This is a genomic window from Chromobacterium haemolyticum DSM 19808, from assembly GCF_000711885.1.
Classification (GTDB): domain Bacteria; phylum Pseudomonadota; class Gammaproteobacteria; order Burkholderiales; family Chromobacteriaceae; genus Chromobacterium; species Chromobacterium haemolyticum.
This window is the reverse complement of sequence record NZ_JONK01000005.1, coordinates 92102-107413: the sequence shown is the minus strand read 5'-3', so window position 1 is coordinate 107413 and position 15312 is coordinate 92102. Positions and strand designations below refer to the sequence as shown.

Here is a 15312-nt window from a genome sequence, read left to right as displayed (position 1 = left end):
GGACGCGTATCGGAAGCCCTCAGTCGCGACACTGCTTCAGATAGCGGTAAAGAGTGGGTTCGGAGATTTCCAACGCCTGCGAAGCCTTGCCGACGAATCCGCGGATAGAGAACAAGCCCCGCTGATTCAGCTCCCTGATCACCTCCAGTTTTTCATCGCCTGACAAGCGCGTCGGATCAATCGCGTATTGCTCCAGCACGCCCTGCATAATCCCCACGCCAACATCATCGATGCCTAGCGACAAGGTTTCCTGATGCGAGTCGTGAGACAGTTCTGCCGGCAGCAGAGCCTGCACCGCCTCCAGCGCGCGCTTGTAGCGGCTGTCGTCGGAGTTGACGCAGAGCATGGCCTGCACGCGGCCGGTCTCGTCCTTGATCACCAGGGTGGACGAACGCAGCGACACTCCGCCTCGGGTCTTGCTGCGGTAGTTCAGCCGATAGTTCTCGCCCCCCTTGACGGAGCACTCCCGCGCCATGCTCAAGGCAAGGTCGGTGGCCGGAGCGCCGACGCTGCGGCCGGACACATGCCCATTGCGGATGATTTTGAGCGAGGCGCTGGGATCGGATAGATCGTGCACAGCCACTTCGCTGTCCGGCCCCAACAGGGCCGACACGAAATCGGCGAGCACTTCCGCGTCAAGTTGCAGTTTCATGGCGATGACAAAAAAATTATCACGTTGAGATTCTATGCATCACCACTCATCCATGTCATGCGCAACCACGAGCGCATTTGACGCGCGTCAAACTCGTTCAGGCCGCCGCCCGTCGCCAACGCGGCGCTCCATGAAAAAACCCGCCAAAATAGCGGGTTACACAATAGAAAAACAGCCGTCAGGCCAGGCGGAGTTGAACGCCGGACAGCTAGGTCAAGGCGCTTCCCTCTTTACATATTACAAAGCCTCATCCGCCGACAACCCTCTGGCGAACAAATCCACCGGCGTGTCCGGAATGAAGTCCAAACGCACCTGCCCCTCCACCGCGAAGCCCAGCTTGCTCAACACGCGCGCGGAGCCGGCATTGTCCGGATGCACCAAGCCCACCAGCCGGTCCAGCGCGTAAACATCCCGCGTCAGGCGCAGACAGGCGCGGCCGGACTCGGTGGCCAGGCCCAAACCCCAGTACTCCGGCAGAAAGCGATAGCCCAATTCCACCGCGTCCACCGCCGCCATGTATTTCAGGCCACTGAAGCCTATTACCTCGCCGCTATCCTTCCACACGCAGGCCACTCGGCCAAAACCATGCCGCTCATAATCCGCTAGCGGGCCGTCGCGCATTGCCTGCAAAGCTTGCTCGGGCGAGCCAAAAGGCGTGTTGCCGACATAGCGGATGGCCTCGGCCACGGTACCAAGCCGGTAAAAGGCGTCCAGATCATCCTCCTTGAAAGGCCGCAAAATCATGCGGCCGGTATCCACTGCTTGCATTTCTGCCTCCCAAGCCGTTTGCAATATCATGACAATGGAAACAATTTGCCAGCAATCATCCGTCAACGCCATATTTTTTTGCACTGCAACAAATCCGCGCGGCAGGCGCGCCCTGCGGCTCAGCTGATATACTGTCGCTTTGATTTCCCCCGCCGCAGAACCCCGCCATGAACGATCTGTTTGCCCATGAACCGAAAAAACCGCTGGCCGAAGCGCTGCGTCCCGGCCGCCTCGACGAGGTGATCGGCCAACGGCACTTGATCGGCCCTGGCAAACCGCTGCGGCTGGCCGTGGAGGCGCGCACCCCGCACTCGATGATTCTGTGGGGCCCGCCCGGCGTCGGCAAGACCACGCTGGCGCGCATTCTCGCCGCCAGTTTCGACGCCGAATTCATCCCGCTGTCGGCAGTGTTCTCCGGCGTCAAGGACATCCGCGAGGCGGTGGAGCGCGCGCACGCCGCGCTGCAGCGCTCCGGCCGCCACACCATTCTGTTCGTCGACGAAGTGCACCGCTTCAACAAGAGCCAGCAGGACGCCTTCCTGCCCTTTGTCGAATCCGGCCTGCTCACCTTCATCGGCGCCACCACGGAAAACCCCTCCTTCGAGGTCAACTCCGCGCTGCTGTCGCGCGCCCAGGTCTATGTGCTGAACAGCCTGGACGAAGGAGAACTGCGCCAGTTGTTCGAACGGGCCGCCGCCAACGGCGCGCTGGAGGGGCTGAGCTTCGACGATGCCGCCATCGATACGCTGACCGGCTACGCCGACGGCGACGCCCGCCGCTTCCTCAACCTGCTGGAGCAGACCCGCACCGCCGCCTACGCCCGCAAGACCGGCCAGATAGACCGCGACTTTCTGTCCGAGGTGCTGACCGTCAACGCGCGTCGCTTCGACAAGGGCGGAGACGATTTCTACGACCAGATCTCCGCGCTGCACAAATCGGTGCGCGGCTCCAATCCGGACGCGGCGCTGTACTGGCTGACGCGGATGCTGGACGGCGGCGCCGACGCGCGCTACCTGGCGCGCCGGCTGGTGCGCATGGCCTGGGAGGATATCGGCCTGGCCGACCCGCGCGCGATGCAGATCGCCAACGACGCCGCCGCCACCTATGAACGGCTGGGCAGCCCGGAAGGCGAACTTGCGCTGGCTCAAGCCGCGCTGTATTTGGCCGTGGCCGCCAAGAGCAACGCCGGCTACAAGGCGTATAATGAGGCCCGCGCCTTCATCAAACAGGACAAATCCCGGCCGGTGCCGGTACACTTGCGCAATGCGCCCACTCGGCTGATGAAAGAGTTGGGCTATGGCCACGAATACCGCTACGCCCACGACGAACCCCATGCCTACGCCGCCGGCGAGACCTATCTGCCGGAAGGAATAGAGGACATGCGCTGGTATCAGCCGACTCCGCGCGGACTGGAAAGCAAAATACGGGACAAGCTGGATTTCCTGCGTCAGCTCGACGACGACGCCCGGCAAGACTCCGAATAAGTGAAAGAAACAGGACCAACCTAACCATGCTCGACATCAATCTGCTTCGCAACGACATCGAAGCCGTCGCCGCCCGTCTGGCCGGCCGCGGCTATACCCTGGACACCGCAGCCTTCAATCAGCTGGAGTCCGAACGCAAATCCCTGCAAACGCGCATGCAGGAACTGCAAGCCAAGCGCAACGCCTCCTCCAAGCAGATCGGCGTGGCCAAGGGCAAGGGCGAAGACGTGTCAGCCATCCTGGCCGAAGTGGCGACGCTGGGCGATGAATTGAAAGCCGCCGAACAAGGCTTCGACGCGGTGCAAAAGCAGTTGGACGCCTGGCTGATGTCCATCCCCAACCTGCCGCACGAATCGGTGCCGACGGGCAAGGACGAAAACGACAATGTGGAAGTGCGCCGCGTGGGCGTGCCGCGCCAGTTCGACTTCGAGGTCAAAGACCACGTCGACGTGGGCGCGCCGCTGGGCCTGGACTTCGACACCGGCGCCAAGCTGTCCGGCGCGCGTTTCACCGTACTCAAGGGCGACATCGCCCGGCTGCACCGCGCCATCGCCCAGTTCATGCTGAACACCCATACCGGCGATCACGGCTACGTTGAGCACTACACCCCCTACATCGTCAACGACAGCGCGCTGCTGGGCACCGGCCAGCTACCCAAGTTCGCCGAGGACATGTTCAAGGTGACCAAGGGCGGCGAAGAAGGCAATGTGGACCAGTACCTGATCTCCACCTCGGAAATCACGCTGACCAACACCGTCAGCAACAGCATCCTCAAGGCTGAGGAACTGCCGCTGAAACTGACCGCGCATTCGCCCTGCTTCCGTTCCGAAGCCGGCAGCTACGGCCGCGACACCCGCGGCATGATCCGCCAGCACCAGTTCGACAAGGTGGAAATGGTGCGCATCGAGAAGCCGGAAGACTCCTACGCCGCGCTGGAGGAAATGGTCGGCCACGCCGAGAACATCCTAAAGGCGCTGGAACTGCCCTACCGCGTGATCACGCTGTGCACCGGCGACATGGGCTTCGGCGCCGCCAAGACCTACGATCTGGAAGTCTGGCTGCCGGCGCAGAACACCTATCGCGAAATTTCCAGTTGCTCGAACTGCGAAGCCTTCCAGGCGCGCCGCATGATGGCGCGCTACAAGGACGAAAGCGGCAAGAACCAGCTGGTGCACACGCTGAACGGCTCCGGTCTGGCGGTGGGACGCACCCTGGTGGCGGTGCTGGAAAACTACCAGAACGCCGATGGCAGCGTGACCATCCCGGCGGTGCTGCGGCCTTACTTTGGCGGCCGCGACAAAATCGGCGGTTAAACTCAAGCCTGGCTTAAGACCGACACAAGACAACGGCGCCCATCGCGGGCGCCGTTTTTCACATCCGCGCCGCCAGCAGCGCCTCGAACTCGGCTCGCGGCAACGGCTTGCTGAATAGATAGCCCTGGCCCAGCCGGCAGCCCTGCCGCAGCAGGAAATCACGCTGCGACTCCAGTTCCACGCCCTCGGCCACCAGTTCCAACCCCAGGCTGCGGCCTATCGAAATGATGGCGCTGGTGATGGCGGCGTCGTCGCCGTCATGGTGCAGGTCCATGATGAAGGAACGATCGATCTTCAAGCCCTTGACCGGCAGCCGCTTCAAATAGGACAGCGAGGAATAGCCGGTGCCGAAATCGTCGATGGACAGATAAACGCCCAACTCGCGCAAGCGCTGCAAAGCCTCCACCATGCCGCTATCCTCGTCCATCGCCACGCTTTCGGTAATCTCCAGCTCCAACTCGCCGCTATCCAGGCCATGCCGGCGCAACGTGCGCGCCACCGTGTCGGCGAAGCTGCCGTACTTGAGCTGGCGGCCGGACACATTGACCGCGATGCGACCGGGCTCCAGTCCCATCGCATGCCACTGAGCCCAGTCTCGGCAAGCGGTGTCCAGCACCCACTCGCCTATCGGCACCATCAACGAGCCGTCCTCGGCGATCGGGATAAACTTGGCGGGCGCCATCAGCCCCAGCTCGGGATGGCGCCAGCGCAGCAAAGCCTCCGCCCCCACCACCCGCTGCGTGGCCAGTTCCACCTTGGGCTGATACCACACTTCCAGCTCTTCCTGCGCCAGCGCGCGGTGCAGGCTGTACTCCAGTTTCAGCCGTTCCATGGCCCGCGCGTTCATGTCCGAGGTGTAGAACTGAAAATTGTTCTTGCCGCGCTCTTTGGCTTGGTACATCGCGGAATCCGCGTTCACCAACAAAGCATCCGCGCTGACTCCGTCCTCCGGATACATGCTGATGCCAATGCTGGCGGAGATGAACAGCTCGTGGCCTGTCAGGCCGGACTGTTCGGTCACGCCGTCCAGCAACTGCTGCGCCAGCGCGGCCACCTGGGTCACACGCTCCACCGCCGGAAGCAACAGGATGAACTCGTCCCCGGACAACCTGGCCACGGTGGAGTGCGGCGGCGCATACTGCAGCAACACCGAGGCGATACGCACCAGCAATTCGTCGCCGGCATGATGACCCAGCGTGTCGTTGACCAGCTTGAAGCGGTCCAGGTCGACGAACAGCAGCGCGAACTGCGCCCGCGTCGGCTGCGCCCGCTCTATCGCCTCTTGCAGCCGCTCCAGGAACAGGGTCCGGTTGGGCAAGCCGGTCAAGGCGTCGTGATTGGCCAGAAAGTGCAACCGCTCCTCGGACTGCTTGCGCTGGGTGATGTCGGAAAACACCGCCACGTAATGCAGGCATTCTCCGTCCGCGTCGCGGATGGCGGTAATGCTCAAATGCTCGGTGTACAACAGGCCGCCCTTGCGGCGGTTGACCACCTCGCCCTGCCAGACCCCGCTCTCTTTCAGGCTTTGCCACAGCTTCTGATAAAAGTCCGCCGGCTGCCGGCCGGATTTGAGCAAGGCGGGCGTGCGGCCCAGAGCCTCCTGGCTGCTGTAACCAGTGATGCGGCTGAACGCCGGGTTCACCATCTGGATCACCCCGTTGCCGTCGGTGATCAAGATGCCCTCCAGCGTTGACTCGAACACCTTGTCCGCCAACAACAGGCTGCGCCGAGAATGCAGCAGCGCGTCGTCGCGCTCGCGCAAGGCGGAATGCAATTCCTGCAAAAACTCCTGCTCCACCATCTGGATAATGTCGCGGAACCCCAGCAACTGCAGCAGCGTTCCATCGACGTCGTACACCGCCAGGTGCCGAATCTTGTGCTGCAGGATCAACTGCCTGGCCTGCAACAGGCTGCTGCCCTCGCGCACGCCCAGCAGCGGCCAGGAGCAGGCTTCGGCCAGCGTCGCCGGCGCTCGTCCCTCGGCCAACAGCCGCAACAGATCGCGCAGGGTCAGGATGCCGTAGTCCCCGTTATCGAAACTGACAGCCAAAGCCGTGGCGCCGTGACGCCGCATCAAGGCCAGCGCCTCTTCAGGCGAGCCCTGAGCGCCCAGCAAACATAAGGGCGCGGCGCGGTCCGCCACCACCCGCCGCACGCTTAGAAAGGATTCGCTGCCCTGGCTCAACACGATATCGGTCAGCGACACCACGCCGCACATCTTGCCGGCCTGCTCCACCAGCGCATGACGGATGCCGCGCTGGCGGAACAGGGCCACCGCCTCGCTCACCGGCAGATCGTGCGGCAGTACCACCAAGGGCGTGCTCATCGCGCCGCCCACCGGCCTCATGCCAACCACGCCATCCAACCGGTCCAGCGCCAACGCGTCGGCTTCGGTCCAAATCCCTAACGGCCGTCCCGCCTCGTCCTGCACCACGATGGAACCACAGCCCGCCAGCAACATGCGCCGCGCCGCCTCCGCCAGCGACGTATCCGCCGCGCACGCCAGGATATCCGGGGTAGAGATTTCTTTTATACACTGTTTTAAGCAATACATTAACAATCCAACCCGGGCTATTCACGGAAAAATTCCAAATGGCATTATAACGATGCAAATCGCCGTCATGTAGTCGGATTGCAACAGCCCCGCTCCATAGCGGCATCGAGGCTTCTTGTCACTCCTCAAGCCCGCCGGTTTCTCCGCAGGGAGCATTCCTTTTGCATTCAGTAAATCGTCAAATACTCATATACATGATCTAGGACAAGGCGCGATGCGGAGCGTGGCTGCTAGGCTGACAACAGAATCGGCGAATTTAAACTCGCCATGGAAATGACAAAGGTATTGCGCAGCGCAGCAAAATCACGTGTTGGAACGGCGGCAATGCGCATGGTCAGCCCAACCACCCATACAGCGACACAAGCACCATGAGCCAACAACGCATCCACCTATCGGTTCAAGGCCGGGTACAAGGCGTCGGCTTCCGCCCTTTCATCTGGCGCACGGCCAGCGAGTGCGGCCTCACCGGCTTTGTCCGAAACAGCGGCGAAGGCGTCACGCTGGAACTGCAAGGCGAGCCGCAGGCGCTGAGCGCCTTCCGCCAGGCGCTGCGAACCCGCCTGCCGCCGCTGGCGCACATCGACGCGCTGCAGGAGCGCGATATTCCGCTGCGCGATGCCGAACAACGCTTTCAAATAGAAGAAAGCAGCGGCGCGGTCACCCACGCCCGGTTGCCGGCCGACGTAGCCACCTGTCCGCGTTGCGTGGAGGAACTGTTCACCCCCGGCGACCGCCGCTACCGCTTTCCCTTCATCAACTGCACCGATTGCGGGCCGCGCTACACCGTCACCCACCGGCTGCCCTACGACCGCGCCAACACCAGCATGCTGGCCTTTCCGCTGTGTCCGGTCTGCCGCCAAGAATACCTTGACCCGAACAGCCGCCGCTTTCACGCCGAACCCACCGCCTGCCCGGTGTGCGGCCCCAAGCTGCAACTGACCGACCGCTTTGGCCAGAGCCTGAACGGCGACCCCATCGTGGGCGCGGTGCAAATCCTCAATATGGGTCGCAGCATAGCGATGAAAGGCTTGGGCGGCTTCCATCTGGTCTGCGACGCGGCCAGCCCGGCGGCGGTGGCGAGGTTGCGCCGGCTCAAACACCGGCCCGGCAAACCGCTGGCCATCATGGCGCTGAACGTGGAATCCATCCGCGCGCTCTGCCATGTCAGCGAAGAAGAGGCCGCCTGGCTGCAACGCCCGGAACGCCCCATCGTGCTGCTGAGCAAAAAACCCGAAGCCGACCAACTGCTGCCGGACATTGCACCCGGTCTGTCGGCTCTGGGCGTGATGCTGCCCTACACTCCGCTTCAATGGCTGCTGTTCCACGAAGCGCTGGGCCGTCCGCCCGGGACCAGTTGGCTGCGCCAGCCCTGCTCGCGGCTATGGGTGATGAGCAGCGCCAACTTGTCCGGCGAGCCCATCGTCACCGGCAACCAAGAGGCCCGCGAACGGCTGAACCAGGTAGCCGACGTCTTTCTGCTGCATAACCGCGCCATCGTCACTCGTTGCGACGACAGCGTGGTATCACTGGAGCGGCGGCGGCCGCTGCTGTTCCGCCGCGCTCGCGGCTTCGTGCCGGACCCGGTGCCGTTGACGCTGGACGGCCCGCCGGTACTGGCGTTGGGCGCCTATATGAAGGCCACCGCCACCGTGCTGCGCGGCAAGGACGCCTTCGTGTCGCAGTACATCGGCGCGCTCAACCACCCTCTGACCTGCGAGGCGCTGCAACAAGCGGCCGACCACTTGCTCGACCTCACCGGCGTCGCTCCGCAGGCAGTGGCTTGCGACCTGGAAACCGGCACTTACTCCAGCATGCTGGCCGAACACCTGTCCAAGCAATGGGAAGTGCCGCTGATCCGGGTTCAGCACCACCATGCCCACCTGGGCGCGGTGCTGGCCGAACACGGAGTGGCGGAACCGGCTTTGGGCTTGGCGCTGGACGGCTATGGCCTGGGTCACAACAACGGCGCCTGGGGCGGTGAAATGATGCTGGTGGACGGCGACAGCTGCGAACGCATCGGCCACATCTCGCCGTTGCCGCTGCCCGGCGTGGGACGCAGCCGGCTACCGCCCTGGAAACTGGCCGTGGCTTTATGGCAAACCCTGGAACTGGGACCGCTGCCGCCGCGGCTGGCGGCCCAGCCTGGCGCCCAACAATTGGAGAAACAGCTCTCTATCCGCCGAGACTGCCAGGACAGCACCAGCTTGGGCCGCTGGTTCGGCGCCGTCGCCGGCCTGACCCGCCAATGCGGGGTGGAAACCTTCGAGAGCGAAGCGGCGCAAAGGCTGGAAGCCCAGGCCGAGCCCGCCGAACCGCTGGCCGGCGGCTGGCGTACCCAGGCCAATCTGCTGGACCTGACGCCGCTGGCGCGCCATCTGTGCCAACTGGACGACGACCGAGCCATCGCCAGCCTGTGGCACGCCACGCTGGCCGCCGCGCTGGCGGACTGGGCCATCAAGGCGGCGCGCACCACCGGCACCCGCATCGTGGCGCTGGCCGGCGGCTGCTGCGGCAATCGCCAACTGATGGCGCAACTGCTGCCGCGGCTGGAACAGGCCGGCCTGCGCCCGCTGACAGCGGAACAACTGCCGCCCAACGACGGCGGCCTGAGCCTGGGCCAGGCCTGGGTGGCCCGCCAGCGCCTGCTGCGCCGGAGCTGAAATGAAAACGGCGCGTCGCCCGAAGGCGACGCGCCGCGAAGATCGGCCCAATCAGCGTCTTAAGACTGTAAGCGCTCGCCCCACAAATCGTGCTCGCTGCAATCGACAATCTTCACCGAATAGAACTCGCCCGCGCGCATGTCCGCGGCATCCTCGACGAACACCAGACCATCGATCTCCGGCGCATCCGCGTAGCTGCGACAAATCGCCGTGCCTTCGTCGTCGATCTCGTCCACCAATACCTGCATCGTCTGACCGACGCGGCGCTCCAGGCGACGCGCGCTGATCTCTTCCTGCACCGCCATGAAGCGCTCTTTGCGGGCTTCCTTCACCTCTTCCGGCACCGGATTCGGCAAATCGTTGGCGGTGGCCCCTTCCACCGGCGAATAGGTGAAACAGCCTACGCGGTCCAGCTCCGCCTCGCGGATGAAGGTCAACAGCTCTTCGAAGTCCTCCTCGGTCTCGCCGGGGAAGCCGACGATGAAGGTGGAGCGAATCACCAACTCCGGGCAGATCTCGCGCCACTTCTTGATACGCGCCAGCACATTGTCGCTATTGGCCGGACGCTTCATCAGCTTCAGCACCTTCTGGCTGGCGTGCTGGAACGGGATGTCCAGATAGGGCAGGATCTTGCCGTCGCGCATCAGCGGAATCACCTCATCCACGTGCGGATAAGGATAGACGTAGTGCAAACGCACCCAGATGCCGTGGCGGCCCAGTTCCTCGCACAGCTCGGTCATCCGGGTCTTCACCGGGCGGCCATTGTAGAAGCCCAGCTTGTACTTGGTATCCACCCCGTAAGCCGACGTGTCTTGCGAGATCACCAGGATTTCCTTGACCCCGGCCTTGGCCAGGTTCTCCGCTTCGCGCAGCACATCGTGAATCGGCCGGCTTTCCAGATCCCCTCGCATGGACGGAATGATGCAGAAGGTGCAACGGTGATTGCAGCCTTCGGAAATCTTCAGATACGCGTAATGCTTGGGCGTCAGCCGCACGCCGATGTCCGGCACCAGATCGACGAAGGGATCATGTGGCTTGGGCAGATGGGCATGCACCGCGCTCATCACCTCGTCGGTGGCGTGCGGGCCGGTCACGGCCAAGACCGACGGATGCGCGTCCCGCACCACATCGCCCTTGGCCCCCAGACAGCCGGTGACGATGACCTTGCCGTTCTCGTTCAAGGCTTCGCCAATCGCATCCAGGGACTCCGCCACGGCGGAATCAATAAAACCACAGGTGTTGACCACCACCAGGTCGGCGCCGGCGTAACTGCCGGATATATCGTAGCCTTCGGCGCGAAGGCGGGTCAGGATCTGCTCGGAGTCGCTAGAGGCTTTGGGACAGCCCAGCGACACGAAGCCGATACTTGGAATCTTGTCTGCCATGATGATGGCCTTGCTGAAGAAAAACGCGAGAGTATACAACGATTTGACAGGCGATGCGCAGCGTTGCGAGGGACTCGGAGCGCGGGGGCTTGTCGATTCGTTTTCGCCGGCCCCGCGCCGGGCAGGATAGGGACGCCGGCAAGCAACGATCCCCTTTCAAACCTCGCTTGATAGTCAAGTCCGGCGCCTCCACCTCCGCCTCGTCAAGCGCAACGCCTTGTCTCGCCCTGGCTCACAAAACGCAAACGTGCGGGCTCAGTCCAAACGTTCGGCGCAGAAAAAGGCGCCGGGCACCGGGCACCCCGCTTCCTCCCGCAACATCATGTCTTGCCGTTCCAACAGCCGCAGCCGGCACGCCATCAGTTGCGCCTCCACCCGGTCCGGATCATGCAGATAGCGCCCGCAGGGCTGCAGCAGGTGGCCTTCGGGCAAGGCCCTCAGCGCGCGCTCAATGCTGAACAGCAACAGGCCGCCCGGCTTGAGCGCACGCGCCATCCAGTTTAAGGCCGGTCCCAGATCGCCAAAATAGCTGAGGGTGTCCAGGCAGCAGATCAGATCGCTAGCCGGAGGCAGCTCCGCCAGAAATTCAATGATGTCGCCTTGAGTCAAGGCGTCGTACACGCTCTTGGCTGCGGCGCGCCCCAGCATCTCTCCGCTGATATCCACCCCCTGCAAACGACGCGCGTACGGCCGCAGCGCAACGCCGGCCAGCCCGGTGCCGCAGCCCAGATCCAGGACCTCCAGAGCGGCCGTTGGCGGCCCCAACCGCTTCAGGCATTGCGCCAGCCACTGCGGCCCCTGGTAGCGCAAGCTGGCCAGGGTCGCGTCAAACGCCTCGGCGTTGGCGTCGAAAGTCCGCCGGATGAACTCGGGACTACATTGCGGCGGCGGCTCCGCGCCGCCGCAGGCGGCGAGCAGGTGCAAGGCCACCGGATCATCCGGCACCTGCGCCAGCCAGCCGCGCAGCAGCGCCAAGGCTTCTTCGCGCCGGTCCAACTCGCAGTAGGCCTCGATGCGCGCAATCGGCCCATGCTCGGCGGGCCGCGCCACGATGCCCAACGCGTTGTGCCGCCGCGCCTCGGCATGGCGTTCCTGGCGCAAATACAATCCGGCCAGCAGAAAGTGCGCGTCGGCGCAAGCTCCGTCCACTGCCAGCGCCTGCCGGCAAGCCTGTTCCGCGGCGGCTAAATCATCGCCCTGCTCGCAGGCGGCGGCCAGGTTGGTCCAATACATAGGCTGTCCGCCGTCCAGCTCCGCAGCCGCGGCGAAAGCCCGCCGCGCGTCGCCCAAGCGCCCCTGTCGCGCCTGCGCCATGCCCAAGCTGAAATGCCAGTCCGCATGGCCTGTTTCCGAGCAAATCGCCTCGCTCAACAAAGATTCAGCCTCCCCCGGACGCTGAGTCTGCAGCAATAGGAAAGCCAGGAAGGATTTGGCGGCGGCGCAAGCCGGCCAATCGCGCAAGCAGGAGCGGTAGCGCCGTTCTGCCTCCGCCCAGTCCCCCTCTAAATGACTGCGCTGCGCCTCGCGCAAGCAAGCGTTCAAGTCCTCGGCGGACATGTCGTGGCGCCTTGCCGGCTCAACCGGTTTGAATCGTCTAATGAAAACAGGGGAAAACGAAACGCGGCGAACGCCGCTCGAGAGAAATAGACGCCGTCAACGGCGCTCGGCATCCAGCATGCGGGGGTAAGCATGGCAAGCCCTCCAAGGGAGCGGCAGATGGAAACGGACAGGCGGCCACTCCAGCCGGCCGCCTCTGCTCAATCTTTGCTGCGCTTAGCGAAGCTTCGGAAAACTCATCCGCTTTCCGAAGCCGTTTTTCACGCCGCATCGCCATAGCGCGGCAGATCGTAAACAGGTTTTTAGGACGGGTCTTTGTCGTCCTCGCCGCCCTGCTTGTATGCCGGGAAAGCGAAGCCGCCGAACAGTTGCTTGGTCTGTTCCTGCATCCGGTTCTGCATGTCCAGGAACATGCTGGTGCTCTGTTCCATGTAGTTGGCCATCATGTTCTGCACCGCCGGCCCCTGAAATTTCATGAACTCCCCCCACAGATTAGCGTTCAACATGGTGTTGTCGCCGTAAATCGCGCGGGTTTGTTCCTGCATTTTCTGCTGCAGCTGGGCGAACAGTTGCAGATTGTTCTCCAGGAAAGGCCCCATCATGCCTTGCATGGCCTGGCCGTAAGAGCGGATGAACTGGGTCAGCACCTCGTAGCTGAACATCGGCATGCCGCCGTTCTCCTCCTCCAGGATGATCTGCAACAGCACACTGCGGGTGATGTCCTCTTGGCTCTTGGCGTCGACGACTTGAATATCCACATTATCAAGCACCAATTGCTTCACATCCCCCAAGGTGATGTAGGAACTGGTGGCGGTATCGTACAGCCGGCGGTTCGGGTACTTTTTGATGACCCGCTTTTCAACACTCATGTAACGCTCCCGGTTTATTTTGTTACGGTGTGCCGTGTGCCGGCAATTTATCATAAATACAACACGCTAGAGTAAATCTTCAGTCAATGCTCCCAATTTTGCTGCATTGCATGATACATTTAGACGTCATTGTGCAGTGCAAAATTTTTGATTCAGACTATCTCCTTAGAAGGCCTCACCCCACAGCGGAGGAATACATTATGTCCATCAGCAATGAGCAACTGAACAAGCTGTCCCTCAACGGTCTGGAAACTATTTTCCGCTTTTCGCAAATCACTCTGGATAGCGCCGAGCGCCTGGTCAAGCTGAACCTGGAAATCTCCAAGCAGTCGCTGGAAGAAAACGTCAAAATCGCCAAGCAACTGAGCGGCGTGACCGACCCGCAAGAAGCGGTCAGCCATCTGAACAAGCTGGCCACCCAGAACATCGACACCGCTCTGGCCAACTCCCGCAATCTGTACGACATCGTTTCCTCCGCTCAAAGCGAACTGACCAAGCTGGCTGAAGAAAACCTGGGCAGCTTCAACAAGTCGCTGATCGGCGCGATCGAGTCCGCGGCCAAGAATGCTCCGGCCGGCTCCGACGCCGCGCTGAACGCGGTGAAGAGCTCGGTGGCCGCCGCCGCCGCCGCGGTCAACACCTTCAGCAAAGCCGCCCAGCAAGTGGTGGAATTCACCGACAGCAGCGTCAAGGCCGCCACCAGCGCCACCGCCGATGCCGTGAAGACCGCCAGCAAGCGCGCGCCCACCGCCTAAGCGCAGTTTTAAGGCTAAAGCACAACCCCGTCCAGCCGACGGGGTTTTTCTTTGCCTTGCGCCGGAGGATGGCATGTGAGCGACGACAGGTTTACAATCGCAGCCTTAAGCACGTTTCAGGAAACCAATAGGTTCAGCGCATGAAAATCAGCAGCAACTTTGACGCCGGCAGCATCGAGATCGTCTCCGCCAACAACTACGAAGACATCCAACTGCGCATCCGCCGCGACAATGCGGCCGAATTTGCCCAGTGGTTTTACTTCCGCGTGCAAGGCGCCGCTTATCAGCACTGCACCTTCAACTTTCTGAACGCCGGCCAAAGCGCGTATCCGGATGGCTGGATCGACTACCAGGCGGTGGCCTCCTACGACCGCATCAACTGGTTCCGCGTGCCCACCCACTACGAAAACGGGGTGATGACGATAGATCATGTGCCGTTGTCCGGCAGCATCTATTACGCCTATTTCGAACCCTATTCCTACGATCAGCATCTGAACCTGATCGGCCAGGCGCAAGGCTCTGGCCTGTGTCAGGTCAGCGACCTGGGCTTTACCGTGCAGCAGCGCGACATCAATCTGCTGACCATAGGCCACGAGGTGGAATCGGATCTGAAAATCTGGATCATCGCCCGCCAACACCCCGGCGAAACCATGGCGGAATGGTTTATCGAGGGCCTGCTCAATCGCCTGCTGGACCCGCAAGACCCCACCAGCCGCGCGCTGCTGGACCGCGCCACCTTCTACGTGGTGCCGAACATGAATCCGGACGGCTCGGTGCTAGGCAACCTGCGCACCAACGCCGCGGGCGCCAACCTCAATCGTGAATGGGCCAACCCCAGCGCGGAAACCAGCCCGGAAGTGCTGGCGGTGCGCAACAAGATGCAGGAAACCGGCGTGGACCTGTTCCTGGACATCCACGGCGATGAGAACATCCCCTATGTGTTCCTGGCCGGCACCGAGGGCGTGCCGTCGTGGAACGAGCGACTGGAAACCCTGGCCGACCAGTTCCGCCACCACTTGCTGCTGGCCAGCCCGGACTACCAGACCGAGCACGGCTACCCGCGCAACGCGCCGGGCAAGGCCAATATGACCATCGCCACCAACTGGGTGTGCGAAAACTTCGGCTGCCTCGCCTTCACGCTGGAAATGCCGTTCAAGGACAACGCCAATCTGCCGGACGACGACTTCGGCTGGAGCGGACAGCGCAGCCTGCGCCTAGGCGAGGCGGCCCTGTCCCCCATCTATGCGATAGCGCAAAACCTGCGCGCCTGAGAGCCATCAGGCCGAAAACAAAAAAGCCACGGGACACCGTGGCT

At 62.7% G+C, this 15312-nt stretch carries 11 protein-coding genes; 5 read left to right on the top strand and 6 right to left on the bottom strand.

Going from position 1 to position 15312, the window contains the following annotated elements:
* Positions 1 to 19 precede the first annotated feature (19 nt).
* Positions 20 to 652: a helix-turn-helix transcriptional regulator gene (locus tag BR71_RS04200; RefSeq protein WP_043633106.1), complete on the bottom strand. Its 633-nt coding sequence runs from the start codon at positions 650 to 652 to the stop codon at positions 20 to 22.
* A 237-nt stretch (positions 653 to 889) separates the two neighbouring features.
* Positions 890 to 1420, bottom strand: a complete 531-nt coding sequence (locus tag BR71_RS04195; protein WP_162179189.1) for a GNAT family N-acetyltransferase — start codon at positions 1418 to 1420, stop codon at positions 890 to 892.
* A 167-nt stretch (positions 1421 to 1587) separates the two neighbouring features.
* Here BR71_RS04195 and BR71_RS04190 point away from each other — a divergent pair, with 167 nt between their 5' ends.
* Together BR71_RS04190 and serS are read left to right on the top strand one after the other, a co-directional pair.
* Positions 1588 to 2904: a replication-associated recombination protein A gene (locus BR71_RS04190; RefSeq protein ID WP_043633103.1), complete on the top strand. Its 1317-nt coding sequence runs from the start codon at positions 1588 to 1590 to the stop codon at positions 2902 to 2904.
* 26 nt (positions 2905 to 2930) lie between these two features.
* On the top strand, positions 2931 to 4217 hold the full coding sequence (gene serS, locus BR71_RS04185) for a serine--tRNA ligase (RefSeq protein ID WP_043633099.1): 1287 nt from the start codon (positions 2931 to 2933) through the stop codon (positions 4215 to 4217).
* Positions 4218 to 4275: 58 nt separating this feature from the next.
* Here the strand turns inward: serS and BR71_RS04180 are convergent, their stop codons facing one another.
* A complete protein-coding gene (locus BR71_RS04180) occupies positions 4276 to 6771 on the bottom strand; it encodes an EAL domain-containing protein (RefSeq protein WP_043633096.1) in 2496 nt (831 codons plus the stop codon).
* A gap of 368 nt (positions 6772 to 7139) precedes the next feature.
* Here BR71_RS04180 and hypF point away from each other — a divergent pair, with 368 nt between their 5' ends.
* A complete protein-coding gene (hypF, locus tag BR71_RS04175; RefSeq protein ID WP_052370322.1) occupies positions 7140 to 9431 on the top strand; it encodes a carbamoyltransferase HypF in 2292 nt (763 codons plus the stop codon).
* Positions 9432 to 9490: 59 nt separating this feature from the next.
* On the opposite strand, the gene rimO is transcribed toward hypF, so the two are convergent.
* The 3 genes from rimO to phaR all read right to left on the bottom strand — a co-directional run bounded on the left by rimO (position 9491) and on the right by phaR (position 13242).
* Positions 9491 to 10816 carry a 30S ribosomal protein S12 methylthiotransferase RimO gene (gene rimO / locus BR71_RS04170; RefSeq protein WP_043633566.1) on the bottom strand — a complete coding sequence of 442 codons (1326 nt, stop codon included), beginning with the start codon at positions 10814 to 10816 and terminating at the stop codon, positions 9491 to 9493.
* Positions 10817 to 11071: 255 nt separating this feature from the next.
* Positions 11072 to 12373 carry a tetratricopeptide repeat protein gene (locus BR71_RS22740; RefSeq protein ID WP_052370321.1) on the bottom strand — a complete coding sequence of 434 codons (1302 nt, stop codon included), beginning with the start codon at positions 12371 to 12373 and terminating at the stop codon, positions 11072 to 11074.
* A gap of 302 nt (positions 12374 to 12675) precedes the next feature.
* Positions 12676 to 13242 (bottom strand): polyhydroxyalkanoate synthesis repressor PhaR, encoded by a 567-nt coding sequence (gene phaR / locus BR71_RS04160; protein ID WP_019101300.1) that lies wholly within the window; start codon positions 13240 to 13242, stop codon positions 12676 to 12678.
* A gap of 200 nt (positions 13243 to 13442) precedes the next feature.
* Between phaR and BR71_RS04155 the strand changes: the two genes are divergently transcribed.
* Together BR71_RS04155 and BR71_RS04150 are read left to right on the top strand one after the other, a co-directional pair.
* Positions 13443 to 13997, top strand: coding sequence for a phasin family protein (locus BR71_RS04155; RefSeq protein WP_019101299.1), 555 nt, complete (start codon positions 13443 to 13445; stop codon positions 13995 to 13997).
* 140 nt (positions 13998 to 14137) lie between these two features.
* A complete protein-coding gene (locus BR71_RS04150; protein WP_043633093.1) occupies positions 14138 to 15268 on the top strand; it encodes a M14 family metallopeptidase in 1131 nt (376 codons plus the stop codon).
* The last annotated feature ends 44 nt before the right edge of the window (positions 15269 to 15312 follow it).

Bases quoted from the DNA above. Each gene is read 5' to 3' on its own strand.
- BR71_RS04200 (WP_043633106.1), bottom strand. From the start codon at position 652: ATGAAACTGCAACTTGACGCGGAAGTGCTCGCCGATTTCGTGTCGGCC.
- BR71_RS04195 (WP_162179189.1), bottom strand. From the start codon at position 1,420: ATGCAAGCAGTGGATACCGGCCGCATGATTTTGCGGCCTTTCAAGGAG.
- BR71_RS04190 (WP_043633103.1), top strand. From the start codon at position 1,588: ATGAACGATCTGTTTGCCCATGAACCGAAAAAACCGCTGGCCGAAGCG.
- serS (WP_043633099.1), top strand. From the start codon at position 2,931: ATGCTCGACATCAATCTGCTTCGCAACGACATCGAAGCCGTCGCCGCC.
- BR71_RS04180 (WP_043633096.1), bottom strand. From the start codon at position 6,771: ATGTATTGCTTAAAACAGTGTATAAAAGAAATCTCTACCCCGGATATC.
- hypF (WP_052370322.1), top strand. From the start codon at position 7,140: ATGAGCCAACAACGCATCCACCTATCGGTTCAAGGCCGGGTACAAGGC.
- rimO (WP_043633566.1), bottom strand. From the start codon at position 10,816: ATGGCAGACAAGATTCCAAGTATCGGCTTCGTGTCGCTGGGCTGTCCC.
- BR71_RS22740 (WP_052370321.1), bottom strand. From the start codon at position 12,373: ATGTCCGCCGAGGACTTGAACGCTTGCTTGCGCGAGGCGCAGCGCAGT.
- phaR (WP_019101300.1), bottom strand. From the start codon at position 13,242: ATGAGTGTTGAAAAGCGGGTCATCAAAAAGTACCCGAACCGCCGGCTG.
- BR71_RS04155 (WP_019101299.1), top strand. From the start codon at position 13,443: ATGTCCATCAGCAATGAGCAACTGAACAAGCTGTCCCTCAACGGTCTG.
- BR71_RS04150 (WP_043633093.1), top strand. From the start codon at position 14,138: ATGAAAATCAGCAGCAACTTTGACGCCGGCAGCATCGAGATCGTCTCC.